At 47.7% G+C, this 13,244-nt stretch carries 11 protein-coding genes; 8 read left to right on the top strand and 3 right to left on the bottom strand.

Annotated elements, in window-relative coordinates:
* The first annotated feature begins 8 nt into the window (after nucleotides 1-8).
* The 7 genes from can (at nucleotide 9) to YC6258_RS18585 (ending at nucleotide 8,089) form a co-directional block, all read left to right on the top strand.
* Complete coding sequence (gene can, locus YC6258_RS18615; protein WP_044618258.1) at nucleotides 9-668, top strand: carbonate dehydratase; 660 nt, start codon at nucleotides 9-11, stop codon at nucleotides 666-668.
* A 254-nt stretch (nucleotides 669-922) separates the two neighbouring features.
* Entirely contained in the window at nucleotides 923-1,177 is a 255-nt protein-coding gene (locus YC6258_RS18610) for a hypothetical protein (protein WP_044618257.1), read from the top strand.
* 80 nt (nucleotides 1,178-1,257) lie between these two features.
* Nucleotides 1,258-3,006, top strand: coding sequence for a single-stranded-DNA-specific exonuclease RecJ (gene recJ / locus YC6258_RS18605; protein ID WP_044618256.1), 1,749 nt, complete (start codon nucleotides 1,258-1,260; stop codon nucleotides 3,004-3,006).
* 291 nt (nucleotides 3,007-3,297) lie between these two features.
* Nucleotides 3,298-4,393, top strand: a protein-coding gene (gene prfB, locus YC6258_RS18600; RefSeq protein WP_144407693.1) for a peptide chain release factor 2 whose coding sequence is annotated in 2 segments (ribosomal slippage) — nucleotides 3,298-3,369 and nucleotides 3,371-4,393 — 1,095 coding nt in all. Because the reading frame shifts where the segments join, the coding sequence is not laid out codon by codon here.
* 114 nt (nucleotides 4,394-4,507) lie between these two features.
* Nucleotides 4,508-6,010 carry a lysine--tRNA ligase gene (gene lysS / locus YC6258_RS18595; RefSeq protein WP_044618254.1) on the top strand — a complete coding sequence of 501 codons (1,503 nt, stop codon included), beginning with the start codon at nucleotides 4,508-4,510 and terminating at the stop codon, nucleotides 6,008-6,010.
* Nucleotides 6,011-6,029: 19 nt separating this feature from the next.
* Complete coding sequence (locus YC6258_RS18590) at nucleotides 6,030-6,521, top strand: DNA binding protein (protein ID WP_044618253.1); 492 nt, start codon at nucleotides 6,030-6,032, stop codon at nucleotides 6,519-6,521.
* 284 nt (nucleotides 6,522-6,805) lie between these two features.
* Complete coding sequence (locus YC6258_RS18585; RefSeq protein ID WP_044618252.1) at nucleotides 6,806-8,089, top strand: NAD(P)/FAD-dependent oxidoreductase; 1,284 nt, start codon at nucleotides 6,806-6,808, stop codon at nucleotides 8,087-8,089.
* A 94-nt stretch (nucleotides 8,090-8,183) separates the two neighbouring features.
* On the opposite strand, the gene YC6258_RS18580 is transcribed toward YC6258_RS18585, so the two are convergent.
* On the bottom strand, nucleotides 8,184-9,098 hold the full coding sequence (locus tag YC6258_RS18580) for an endo alpha-1,4 polygalactosaminidase (protein WP_044618251.1): 915 nt from the start codon (nucleotides 9,096-9,098) through the stop codon (nucleotides 8,184-8,186).
* A gap of 196 nt (nucleotides 9,099-9,294) precedes the next feature.
* On the opposite strand from YC6258_RS18580, the gene YC6258_RS18575 reads away from it, so the two are divergent.
* Complete coding sequence (locus YC6258_RS18575) at nucleotides 9,295-11,694, top strand: DUF748 domain-containing protein (RefSeq protein ID WP_044618250.1); 2,400 nt, start codon at nucleotides 9,295-9,297, stop codon at nucleotides 11,692-11,694.
* A gap of 399 nt (nucleotides 11,695-12,093) precedes the next feature.
* Here YC6258_RS18575 and queE read toward each other — a convergent pair whose 3' ends face one another.
* Together queE and YC6258_RS18565 are read right to left on the bottom strand one after the other, a co-directional pair.
* The gene (gene queE / locus YC6258_RS18570) at nucleotides 12,094-12,744 is read right to left on the bottom strand and encodes a 7-carboxy-7-deazaguanine synthase (protein WP_044618249.1); all 651 of its coding nucleotides are present in this window, start codon (nucleotides 12,742-12,744) and stop codon (nucleotides 12,094-12,096) included.
* A 259-nt stretch (nucleotides 12,745-13,003) separates the two neighbouring features.
* Nucleotides 13,004-13,198: a hypothetical protein gene (locus YC6258_RS18565; protein ID WP_044618248.1), complete on the bottom strand. Its 195-nt coding sequence runs from the start codon at nucleotides 13,196-13,198 to the stop codon at nucleotides 13,004-13,006.
* Between the last annotated feature and the right edge of the window lie 46 nt (nucleotides 13,199-13,244).

Here is a 13,244-nt window from a genome sequence, read left to right as displayed (position 1 = left end):
GAGGAGAGATGAGTTTGTTAGAGCATTTATTGGAAAACAACAAGCGTTGGGCCAAAGAGACTGCAGAGAGGGACCCTGAGTTCTTTCGCAGTCTGGCGAATATTCAGAATCCCGAGGTACTGTGGATAGGCTGTGCAGACAGCCGGGTGCCGGCCAATGAGATATTGGGGTTGTTACCGGGAGACGTGTTTGTGCATCGTAATGTGGCTAACATTGTGGTGCACTCGGACTTGAACTGTCTTTCCGTGATTCAGTATGCGATCGATGTGCTGAAGATCAAACATGTGATCGTCTGTGGACACCTCGGTTGCGGAGGTGTTCGGGCGGCTGTTGAGAAACAGCAAAATGGTTTGATCGACAACTGGCTGCGTCATATACAGGACATCATGCTGGTTTATGACCGTTATCTGCGTGCGCTTGATGCCGAACAGAAAAATCATGTGATGTGTCGCATCAATGCTCTGGCGCAGGCATTGAATGTGGCTGAAACAACGGTGTTGTCAAATGCCTGGAGCAGAGGCCAGGAAGTGAACGTGCACGCCTGGGTATATAGTCTGGAAAACGGACTGGTCGAAAACCAGGGCGTGACCTTATCCGGGCCCGAAAATGCACGTGAAAAAGTAACCGCCAAAATCCGGGAAATTCTGCTGGCGGCCAATAAGCGTTAATCAATGTGTTGCATTAGCTATTTTGTTACCATACGGGTGGAACTATAGGGAGCCATCTGAAAAACAGGAATAGTTTTGATGCAGGCGAGGAAGCTCCACTCGCAACACCGCAGTTTACTGACGTAAATGAGGATGTGAGACTGGGACTGACAACGTCCTGCGCGAAAATAGGCCATTTTTCAGAGGTTCCATAGAATATCCACCCGGTCTTATTGCTGTATGGTTGACCGAAAATAATAAGGTTTTCTATTTTTATGTTTGGGTTCATAAATTTTATTCCTCAGATATCAACGGCGATACAGTCAGATCGACTGACTGCAATCAGGCGCTATAACAATCAGGTGGATGGGTTAGGCGGATTACTAACCATCGCGATCATCATCATTGCTATGGTCGCCGTGTTTCTGATGTTAAGGTGGCTGATGAAGCTGCAAAAACGCCAGGAACAGAGACGAAAAAAACCCAGGGAGCAGCAGCGTAACCACAAAACGGCTGCCTCAAGAAGATAGTATTTTATTGATTCCTATGCTGTCTCCAGCTCATTTGAGCGCTTTATATACATCCGCTTACGATACACACACCCCTCACTATGACCACCATTGAAAAGAAAATTGTACGTCGCACGCCATTGACTGAACTCCCTGACTGGGACCCGGCTCAACCAAATATACTGCGGACGGTTTATCAGAACCGTGGCATTGCGGATCTTCAGCAACTGGAAAAAGGCACTCAGCAGTTACTGAGTTACCGGCAAATGAAAGGCATTGAAGAGGCGGCGGCGTTGATGGTTCGTCATATCCAGCGCCAGAGCAATATTGTGGTGGTGGGTGATTTTGACGCCGATGGTGCCACTTCGACGGCGTTGTCGGTACTGGTGCTTAAAGCATTTGGTGCGAGCAATGTTCGCTATCTGGTGCCGAACCGGTTTGAATTCGGATATGGCCTGAGCCCTGAGATTGTCCAGGTGGCACACAGCATGAACCCTGATCTGATTATGACCGTCGACAACGGCATCTCCAGTATTGAGGGGGTGGCTGCCGCCCGCAGTTTGGGGATGGATGTGCTGGTGACCGATCATCACCTGCAGGGGGCTGAACTGCCCGATGCCAATGCTATTGTCAATCCAAACCAACATGGCTGTCCTTTTCCCAGTAAAGCCACTTGCGGCTGCGGAGTAGCGTTTTACCTTCTGGCGGCGGTTAAGGCCGGATTGAAACAAGCCGGCTGGTTTGAGGAGCAGGGTATTCGCGAGCCTAATCTGGCGGATTATCTCGATATTGTTGCGCTTGCGACGGTGGCAGATGTGGTGCCCCTGGATCAGAACAACCGGATTTTTGTGCACCAGGGTCTCGCCCGTATACGCGCAGGGAAGGCTCGTCCCGGTATTCTGGCCTTACTTGAAGTGGCAGGTCGAAACTATCAGCAGGTGGTGGCTGCTGATATGGGATTTGCCGTTGGTCCACGTTTGAATGCGGCCGGCAGACTGGATGACATGTCACTTGGCATCGAATGCCTGCTGGCTGAAGATCCTTACCGTGCGCGTGAGCTCGCAGTATTGCTCAATGATATGAATATTGACCGGCGGGCCATTGAGCAGAGTATGCAGAAGGAGGCACTGCGGTTTCTGGAGAAGTTTGAAGCCAACACCGATGCCGAAGGGCTGCCGTGGGGGGTATGTCTTTATCAACCCGATTGGCATGAAGGTGTGATTGGTATTCTGGCCTCGCGAATCAAAGACAGAGTGCATCGACCAACCATTGCTTTCGCCCAGGCAGAAGATGGCAATCTCAAAGGGTCGGCCCGATCGATCCCCGGTTTTCACATCCGTGATGGTCTTGATGCGGTCGCCAAGCGTTATCCTGAGGTGTTAGCGAAATTCGGAGGCCATGCCATGGCTGCAGGCATGACCGTACGGGCAGAGCATTTTGAACGCTTTCAGCAGGCTTTTGACGAAGAGGTTCGCCGGCAACTTGAAGCTGATCAGCTGATTGCCCAAGTCGCCACTGACGGTGAGTTGGGAGTAAGTGATTTTAACCTGGACCTTGCGGATTTGTTACGCAACTCCGGTCCCTGGGGGCAGGCATTTCCCGAACCCTGTTTTGATGGTTATTTCAATATTGTTCAGCAACGTATTGTCGGTCAGAAACATTTAAAACTGACATTATCTCCGCAGGGTTCTGATTTATTGATTGATGCAATTGCTTTTAATGTGGATTTAAATATTTGGCCGACCCAGGCAGCTAAAATTCAATGTGCTTATAAATTGGATATTAATGAATTTCGGGGAAATATATCTTTGCAATTAATGCTCGAATATATTCAACCGGTTTTTTCCTGAGAAGTACTTGGAAAGGTCGTTCTGATTTATTTTTTCGATGGTTCTCCAGCGCTATTGTGTTATGAGTGGGTCTCCCCGGTATCACTGGGCTTGTGATCGTTTTACGGCGATGACACTGTTTCTCTGCATGACCAAATTAATCCGCTATAAATACCTGCTGGATAAATAATCGGATTTATAAAACTGTTAAAATTTATTCTTTCCGCTACAAATTAAATCCTGAATCCGATAATATCCGCCTCCCTTTTATTTGACCGTTTTAAAAAGCAAATAGCGAAAGGAAAAATATACGTGGAAGTTAATCCAATTCGTGAACAGATCAAAGACCTGAGCGGGCGCACCAGCGTGCTTAGGGGGTATCTTTGACTACGATAATAAGAAAGAACGACTGACCGAAGTCGAATTACTGCTCGGAGACTCCAAAATATGGGACGACCCTGAAAACGCCCAAAAGCTGGGTCAGGAACGCTCCAGTCTCGAAGCCATTGTGAAAACCATTGAGGATCTGGAATCCGGTCTCTCAGACAGCGCAGAATTATTGGATTTTGCGGTTGAGGAAAACGACGAAGCCGCCGTGGCGGATATTTCCTCAGAACTGGAAAAGCTGGAGCAGCAACTGGCGGTACTTGAATTCCGTCGCATGTTTGCCCATCCCATGGATCCTAACAACGCTTATCTGGATATCCAGGCCGGTTCCGGTGGTACAGAAGCCCAGGATTGGGCAGAAATGCTATTGCGGATGTATCTGCGTTGGGGTGAAGATAAAGGCTTTAAAACCGAGCTGATGGAATACTCTGCCGGTGAAGTGGCTGGTGCCAAGTCCGCCACCATTCGTTTTGAAGGCGAATACGCTTATGGTTGGTTGCGGACTGAGACCGGTGTTCACCGGCTGGTGCGGAAATCACCGTTTGATTCCGGTAACCGGCGTCATACTTCGTTTTCTTCGGTATTCGTATCTCCCGAGGTAGACGACAATATTGATATTGAAATCAATCCGGCCGATCTGCGTATCGATGTCTATCGGGCTTCCGGAGCCGGTGGACAGCACGTTAACCGGACTGAATCTGCGGTTCGGATTACCCACTTGCCGACCGGTCTGGTCACTCAATGTCAGAATGACCGGTCACAGCACAAAAACAAAGATCAGGCCATGAAGCAGCTTAAAGCCAAGTTGTATGAGCTTGAATTGCAGAAGCGGAATGAAGCGGCTCAGACTCTGGAAGACAGTAAGTCTGATATCGGCTGGGGCAGTCAGATTCGCTCCTATGTGCTTGATGATTCCCGGATCAAGGATTTGCGGACCGGTGTTGAAACCCGGAATACCCAGGCAGTTCTTGACGGTGACCTTGATCGCTTTATCGAAGCATCGCTCAAACAAGGGCTGTGAAGCCAGCTCTTGAGGCGTTGTCCGGATATTGAAAAATATCCGGATTGACTCTCCGGTTGACACCTTCATCCGGACTTAAACAACCAAACCATTGCATATTGGAAATTACTCGTTATGTCTGATCAGCAAAATCATTCTGAAGAAAATCATATCATTGCCGAGCGTAAGCAGAAGCTGAACAAACTTGCTGAATTAAGAGGCGTTGCATTCCCCAACGATTTCCGTCGAAAACACATGGCCGCCGATCTGCAGGCCGAGTACGGTGAGTTGGATAAAGATGCTTTGGTTGAGAAGAAGATTCAAGTGGCCGTTGCCGGACGTGTTATCCGTCGTGGCGGTCCTTTCGTCGCCATTCGTGATGGTTCCGACGCGGTTATTCAGGTCTATGTTGGCAAACCGTTGCAGAAAGAGAGTGATGACTGGCAGTTGCTGGATATCGGCGACATCATAGGAGCCACAGGTGAGCTGCATAAATCCGGAAAAGGTGAGCTGTACGTGAATATCGAACAGTTAAGCGATTTCCGGATTCTGACCAAATCCCTGCGGCCATTGCCGGATAAATACCATGGACTGGCAGATCAGGAGATGAAATATCGTCAGCGTTATGTTGACCTGATCATGAGTGATGAAACCCGCAAAGCCTTTGTAACACGCTCGAAAATCATCGACGGTATTCGTGATTTCCTTAAGTCGCGCGACTTTATGGAAGTTGAAACGCCCATGTTGCAGGTGATTCCCGGTGGTGCCACAGCCAAACCGTTTATTACCCATCATAACAGCATGGATATAGACATGTACCTGCGGATTGCGCCTGAGCTTTATTTGAAGCGTCTTGTTGTAGGTGGTTTTGAACGGGTATTTGAGATCAATCGCAACTTCCGTAATGAAGGGGTTTCCACCCGGCATAATCCTGAGTTCACCATGCTCGAATTCTATCAGGCGTATGCAGATTACAACGATATGATCGATTTGACTGAAGCATTATTGCGTCAACTGGCTCTGGATATTCTGGGGTCATTGCAGATTGTTTATCAGGGCGAGGAGTATGACTTTTCACAGCCGTTTGCGCGTATGAGTATGGTGGAATCCATCCTGCACTATAACCCCGATTTGACGGCTGATGATATCGCCACGCTTGAAAACGCTACTCAAGTGGCCACTAAACTGGGTATTCGGGTGAAAGACAGCTGGGGTATCGGTAAGGTTCAGACCGAAATATTTGAGGCGACGGTGGAAGAAAATCTGAAAGGTCCCATATTCATTACTCAATATCCCGCTGAAATTTCACCGCTGGCACGTGCCAACGATCAGAATGCATTAATCACTGATCGTTTTGAGTTTTTCATTAGTGGGCGTGAACTGGCCAATGGCTTTTCTGAGTTGAATGATCCGATCGATCAGGCTCAGCGCTTTCAGCAGCAGGTGGCCGAAAAAGATGCCGGTGATGATGAAGCTATGTTCTATGATGCAGATTACATCAACGCGTTGGAGTATGGGCTGCCTCCAACGGCAGGTGAAGGTATCGGAATTGACCGGTTAATTATGTTCTTTAATAACGCAAACACCATTAAAGATGTAATTTTATTTCCACACATGAAGCCATTGACGCAAAAGTAAGAATCAACAGGAGTCGAACATGATCGACGTCGATTACGATAAGCAGATTCAGGAACTGAAAAAAAATATCGAAGAACTGGAACGCAGGAAGCAGGAAGCACTTAAGCGTGAAGAAGGATTTAATGCCTTCGACGAAGCTCTGCAGCGTATTTTTGATGAATACGGTCTGACCGAATATGACCTGTTTTTGCTAAAAAGCGTGGATATCTGCAAATGGCTTGAAAAGCTGGCTGGTGAAGCGATCCAACCAGGTAGTTTCCATGAAATCAAAGAGATGATGGGCAAGCTGTATGCGCGCGAAAACGGTCTTGTTTCTGGAAAACGCAAGTCTGCCAAAGTCGGAAAAAAAGCGGTTGTTGTAAAAAAAGAACAGCCCAAACTGGAGATTGGTATATATACCAATCCTCATACTCAGCAAACCGTTGAGAAAAAACGCCGTAATCCAAAAGAGCTGGATGCCTGGCTTGATGAATATGGTTACGACACAGTGGTAGCCTGGAAACAGGATTGATCACAACGAAAAAAGGCGCCGATTGGCGCCTTTTTTTATCCAGCCGGGAATAGTTCCTTTCGTTTGTATTCGCATTCCAATGATCGCTTTTATGTGCTTGGCTTTGCTGTTTTTTAGCACGCATGAACGAATCTGTTAGATGCTTACTTTTGTAAGTATGCATATTTTCCGTTGCTTTTTATATTAGAAAATTCTAAATTATTGTTTGTTAAATTGATCTACACTGAAAGTCAGTTGTTCTCCCATCATTAATAACCATAACAATTTGAAAAAGGAGAGAGGTAATGGCGACTATAGTAATTATCGGTGCTGGTCTGGGCGGGATGCCCATGGCATTTGAGATGAAAGATATGGTCAGATCACAAGATCAGGTCATCATGATCAGTGACAAGGATTATTTTCACTTTGTTCCTTCCAATCCCTGGATAGCAGTTAACTGGCGAAAACGAGAGGAAATTACCGTACCGCTGGCAGGTCCACTTAAAAAACGAAAAGTCGAACTGATCGTTGCCAGTGTCGAGCGTATTGTGCCGGAGCAGAATCTGATAGAACTGAATACCGGTGCGACCGTCAGTTATGACCATCTGATTATTTCAACCGGTCCACGACTCGCATTCGACGAAATCCCAGGTCTGGGACCGCAGGGTTATACCCAATCTGTTTGTCATGTGGATCATGCTGAGGCAGCACGGGATGAATGGTTGAAATTTGTCGAGCAACCAGGGCCGATAGTGGTCGGGGCAGTGCAAGGAGCGTCTTGTTTCGGGCCGGCTTACGAGTTTGCCTTCATTATGGATAAAGATCTGCGCGACCGGAAAATTCGTGATCAGGTGCCCATGACATTTGTTACCCCGGAACCTTATATAGGTCATTTGGGGCTGGATGGTGTTGGCGATAGCAAGACCATGATGGAGTCTGAGCTGCGCAGTCGGCACATCGATTGGATCTGTAATGCCAAAGTCGAAAAAATTGAAGATGGCATCATGTATGTCATCGAGTGTGATGACGAGGGGCAGGAGAAAAAACGCCATGAATTGCCTTTTAACTACTCCATGATGTTACCGGCTTTTACTGGTATCAATGCCCTGAGGGGGATTGATGGACTGGTTAACCCCAGAGGCTTTGTCATCATCGATGAGCATCAATGTAATCCGACCTATCGGAATATCTGGGGAATCGGCGTCGCGGTGGCCATTGCTCCCAAGAAACCCACTCCGGTACCCACCGGTGTACCCAAAACCGGCTTTATGATAGAGAGCATGGTGACGGCAACGGCTCATAATATCCGTGCCCGTTTGGATGACAAACCAGAGAAAGCCAAAGCCACCTGGAATGCGATTTGTCTGGCGGATATGGGGGATACCGGTGTTGCCTTCGTGGCCATGCCACAGATTCCGCCCAGAAACGTGAACTGGATGAAAAGCGGAAAATGGGTGCATGTGGCCAAGGTTGCATTTGAGAAGTATTTTTTGAGGAAAGTCCGCGCCGGTGTCAGTGAACCGTTATATGAGCGGATGATTATGAAATCTTTGGGGATTGTGAAGCTTAAAGATCCTCAAAATCATTAATCCAGGGGCTATTCATATCGGACGAGACCGGGAACGTAAGGTTCCCGGTTGCGGAGACTAAAGTGTCTCTTCAGAAAGACCTGATAAGTAAGGTTTATTCGGGGGTAAGGCAGCTGTCCCTGTAACTGTCATCCAGTGCAAGTGGCAATATCAGTGTGCTGAACTGCATGTTAACGGACTGGGTGCAGAGGTCGTTACGGGTCGTTGTGTTGTTGCGATATTTACTATTGTATTCCGCATTCAGAACTGGTTTGCCGGCATCAATAAAAGGTTTCAACAGATCGCACTCATCATATTCGAAGCATTGTTCGTTCACTGAAAAATCGAAATGACTCACCAGTTGTGCCACCTGGTCAAGATCGTTTTTCAAGCCAACAGATAAGTTTCGCTGGTGGGCTTCAGTCGCGATAAACCGGTTGTAATCCAGTTGGTCGTTGGCGGTTAAGTTGAAACCAGGGTTATTTTGATAACCATCCATGTTATCCGGCTCAACGCCATCACAGCCTTTTATTTTGGCCAGATCAAGCCGCTTCGTCATAATAGTGCGGACATTACTGGAGCGAATATCCAGCCAGCGTTCACCTTCCCAATCATCCAGTTTGGCGCCTTTATCTGCAGCATTGAACTGATTGGCATCGTCGCGCCATTCTTCATAGGATCCTGCAGAGAAGTAACAGATGACTTTTTTCCCAGTGCTTTGCAGCGTAGCGATGGTCTCCTTGCTGGTATCAAACAGATCGATGTCATAAATATCGACGTTATAGCTCGTATTCAGCGTTTGCTGTAACTGCCACTGCCATTTCACGCCAACCGTAGGTTGATACCATGACTGGTTATTTGAAGAGTTGTCCTGCTCATTGGAAGACTCCTCTTGGTCATTGGAAGGCTGCTGGTTACTGGAATCCGTTGCATCCGGTGTTTGCTCATCAACATTACTGATTTCCTGACAGCTGGTAAATGAAATTGCCGCCAGCACTGGCATGCCTAACAGAAAATATTTAAACCTCATGACTGTTTTTTGTCCGCAATCTTTGAACCCGAAAGACTAGCCAATGGACAAATAAAAACAAGCCGCAGACACTGAAATCGGTGGTTGGTTCACGCTGTCTTTTTCCACAACGGCTGATATGATCGGCAATACGTCATCTTAATAAACACGGATTACGTTACAATTTCTTCTTCTCACTGACCCGCGAAAGAAACAAATGACCTGGCTGAAACGAGTTACTATCCTATTTATTGCGCTGTTAATGCTGATTTGTCTGTCGATCTGGATATTTTCTCCAGCAATCTCGAGGGCGACACTTAATCATCTGCTGGAACCATCAGGTATTCATCTGACTGAAGACAGTGCTATTCGATTGAATCCGTTTCGTTCTATCGTCAGTATTCGTCAGCTTCAGTTGGTTAAAGATCAGGATACTCCGCTGGCGCTGCAGACTCTGGAGCTTCGCTACAGTCTGTTCCGGCTGTTATTTCGAGAGGTACAGGTGACCAGGATCTACCTTGAGGGGTTGATGGTCACCGGCGGTTACAGCGGGCAACAGGTGTCTGTAGCGGGATTTGATTTTGACACAACGGGTTCAGAGACTTCATCGGCGGCCGATGCCACGCCACCGCCCCCTGAAAACGATGAGAATGAGGGGCTGTTGTTTCTCGCACCTGATATCGAATTGAAAAACATAACACTGTCTTTTGCTTATCTGGATCAGGTCAACACCGTGACCATCGAACAGATGAACATTACTCAAAGTCGTTATCAAAACAGCAGCGGTCGTTCGGATATCTCCGGCAGGCTGTTGGTGAACGACGCCAGCTTAACGATTGATGCGAAGGTGGACTATCGGTCTGAGGACACTTCCGTTCGGCTTGCTCTGGATCTGACACAAATGAACCTGTCGACTTATCAATATCTATTACCACAGCAATCAGATCGGGTCAGCGGGCAATTGACGTTGGCACTTGAGGCAAACATTCACCAGAGTGCCCAGGCGCTCAACCTGACTGATTCCAAGGTTGTGATCGGTCTCAATGAGTTTGGTTATCAGAATAATGATGTGGATGCCGCTGTGCAGGATCTGCAACTCACTCTCGCTCAGTGGCAGCTGGAGATTCCCTCTGATGGAGAAATGACAATGACGGGGCAGCTGCAAACGGCTCTGCATGGTCTGCTGGTTCGCCCAGCGGCATCAGATGATATTCTGGCTTCGCTGGGGAGTTTTGAACCGGAACCGGCGGCAATTGCTCTGACCGGAAATGATATCCGTTACCAGACACCCGCCATGATGCTCAGTGACATCGTATTTTCCTCGCCGCAACAGGATAGTGAGAAACCAAAAAACAACGCATTGGTTGATATACAAAAACTTGAACTGGCACCGTTCGAGTTTGTTTCAAATGTCCTGACCATCGGTCGGGTGGAGATTGGTGCCAGTCATTTTAATGTCAAGCTGAATGACTCAGGGCTGGCGAATCTGGTTGAGCTGAATGGCCCGGTCGCTGAGCAGGAAACCGTTGAAGCAGAGGAAGTGCTTGAAACAGAAAAAACGGAAGCCGTACCGGCAACCGAATCCGTTCCGGGAGTCCGGATCGGAGAGATAAAAAGTTCTCAGCCCTGGCAGATAGAAATTGAAGACGGTAGTCAGCACCCGGCGTTTAAAAAACGTTTTGAAGTGACCCGGTTGTCCATAGCCAATATCGATATGCAGAATACCGAGCAGAATATCGACTATGCCTTGGAATTAAAGGATGAAGGCTATTTCAACCTGACCGTAAACGGTGATGTGCAGCCGTTCGGGGATGAGATCAATGCGAATATTGAGGCACACATGGCAGAGTTTTCGTTACCGGATGTTCGTAGCTATCTGGCTAAAGCCCTGGATTTTGAATTTAAAGCCGGGCAACTGGATACAGATTTCAGTGGGACTGTGCGGGCATCGAAAATTGACTCCGTTGCGGATGTCACGATCAGAGGCGCGGATTTTACCGCCAGCCAGAACCAGCCGGAAGAAACCAATGTCATTGGCCAGACTGCCGTCCCTCTGAACGTGGCTTTGGGGATGCTCAAGGACCGACATGGTGATATTCACTTGAAGATTCCCGTGGAGGGAGATCTCGAAGATCCCAGTTTTGGCGTGCAACATATTTTGGGGCTGGTCGTCAAAAAAGCCGTTATGATGCAAACCAGAAATTACCTGATCAATACGTTTGTCCCTTATGCGCAAGTGGTCAAAGTATCCATGACGGCTGGATCTTATGCCTTAAAAGTACGTTTTGAGGATCTGCCCTATGAGACCGCACAGGTAGAGGTAGGTGAAGCACAACAGCTGTTTGTTGACCAGTTGAGCCGACTGATGACAGATAAACCGGGTTTGCGGGTGAAAATCTGTCCGGTCGTTGTTCCGGCGGATATCGGTGCCGGGGCATCGTTGACAGAGCAACAGACCGACCAGCTGCTGACTCTGGCCAACAATCGTGCTATTGCTTTCAAGGCACGGTTACTGGAGTCGGCGGAGGTTGAATCCGCCAGGCTTTTGCTCTGTACCGCCAGAACAGATGTCAAAGCCGGTAGCCTGTCACGGTTGGAATTTTTGTCCGTGAACTGATGCGATCAATTATGCACTCAGCAGACATTTTTACCGGGCTAACAGAGTGATGCGCAAACATAGCTGTATCGGAAAAGCACGTGTAAGGCATAGGTTACCCAATGAGGTTTCGGATGAGTTTGTCAGGTTTCTCTGAGTGATTGTCAAAGAGATCAGAACGATCTCTTTGGTTTCCAGGGCAATATTAACCCGGCAAGTATACATGTCGGGTTAATAGTGAGATGCAGGGATGCACTTAGGTATCGGACCACACCATTGGCCATAACCAATGCGAGCCCCGATAAATCAAGCGGTCCGACGATTCGGTGTTTCGCGCAACAGCGCCAGATTTCTCGGGGCGACAATTAAATAGATCGAGACGATCTATTTAATTGCTGGATTAATAGTTTGATAAGGAAATCAGTCGATTTTTAAAATTTTATGGGTTTGCAGACAAAGTCGCCATTGCGGGTGCGCCAGGCAGTACTCAATGCAGGCCCGGGTCGAACTCTGTTCTGAAATGATGAGATGATCGCTGTCGTAGGGGTTTTTAGGGGACAGATAACGCACGCCCGCGTCAATATCCGTGAATCGATCCGGCATCGCATCGGGTTGTGGATAGACCAGTTTCAACTCGTGGCATTGTTTGACAACGACTGTAGATCGCCCTTTGGGGCTGACACAAATCCAGTCAATCCCCTTCGGTAGCGGCAGAGTGCCATTGGTTTCTATGCCAACTTCAAATCCCAGGTCTTTGAATGCCAGAATCAACTCGGTATCCAGCTGTAACGCCGGTTCTCCTCCCGTGCAGATGACATAACGGTTTTGCTGATTGCTTGGCCAGAGCCGTGAGACTGTATCAGCCAGAGTGGTGGCGTCTTTGAACTTGCCACCGTTCTGACCATCCGTACCGATAAAATCTGTATCGCAGAACTGGCAAATCGCCTCACGGCGATGCTTTTCCAGGCCGCTCCAAAGGTTGCAGCCGCTAAAACGCAGAAAAATGGCCGGCCGGCCGGTATGTGCCCCTTCACCTTGAAGTGAGTAGAACATCTCTTTAATGCTGTACATGAAAAACTCTGATTGGACCGTGGCGGGCGATTTTAAGGTCAGGTGAGCAGAGATTAAAGATATTTATGGCACGCAGGCTCGTTATCTGCGGACTTATCCTCGGCGCAGAGAGTGGGGGGCTGTCTTTTTGCCGTGTCCTTGACAATTTAGTGCTATGAATATGTATATAGCGGCTATTCTGTCGCTGCTTTGTTTTAATGTCAGAATGCCTTGATTATACATAAAGCATCTTGTCCTTTTGATTACCGCTATTTTCAGATCAGGTATCAGAAATGGCAGTCAAGATAACAACAATAAAAAATTGATGTGCTATATGGATTTTTAGGGTTTCTCCGGTTTTGTCATCTTGATGAATTTTTTTTGATGTGTTGTATTTGTCCGGTTTTGGTGATGTAAGTTGATGTTGTGGCAGAGATCCAGGTTTTTTTTGGGGTTTACTGATTGCCGTATGCATCTGTAGTTATCCGATGCCCCAAGATTGTATAGCACTTCAGGTTTTG

This window comes from Gynuella sunshinyii YC6258, from assembly GCF_000940805.1.
Lineage (GTDB): Bacteria > Pseudomonadota > Gammaproteobacteria > Pseudomonadales > Natronospirillaceae > Gynuella > Gynuella sunshinyii.
This window is presented reverse-complemented; position numbering and strand designations above follow the sequence as displayed.

Coding starts and splice junctions, on each gene's coding strand:
- lysS (WP_044618254.1), top strand. CDS start 4,508: ATGTCTGATCAGCAAAATCATTCTGAAGAAAATCATATCATTGCCGAG.
- recJ (WP_044618256.1), top strand. CDS start 1,258: ATGACCACCATTGAAAAGAAAATTGTACGTCGCACGCCATTGACTGAA.
- YC6258_RS18575 (WP_044618250.1), top strand. CDS start 9,295: ATGACCTGGCTGAAACGAGTTACTATCCTATTTATTGCGCTGTTAATG.
- can (WP_044618258.1), top strand. CDS start 9: ATGAGTTTGTTAGAGCATTTATTGGAAAACAACAAGCGTTGGGCCAAA.
- queE (WP_044618249.1), bottom strand. CDS start 12,744: ATGTACAGCATTAAAGAGATGTTCTACTCACTTCAAGGTGAAGGGGCA.
- YC6258_RS18585 (WP_044618252.1), top strand. CDS start 6,806: ATGGCGACTATAGTAATTATCGGTGCTGGTCTGGGCGGGATGCCCATG.
- YC6258_RS18565 (WP_044618248.1), bottom strand. CDS start 13,198: ATGCATACGGCAATCAGTAAACCCCAAAAAAAACCTGGATCTCTGCCA.
- YC6258_RS18610 (WP_044618257.1), top strand. CDS start 923: ATGTTTGGGTTCATAAATTTTATTCCTCAGATATCAACGGCGATACAG.
- YC6258_RS18590 (WP_044618253.1), top strand. CDS start 6,030: ATGATCGACGTCGATTACGATAAGCAGATTCAGGAACTGAAAAAAAAT.
- YC6258_RS18580 (WP_044618251.1), bottom strand. CDS start 9,098: ATGAGGTTTAAATATTTTCTGTTAGGCATGCCAGTGCTGGCGGCAATT.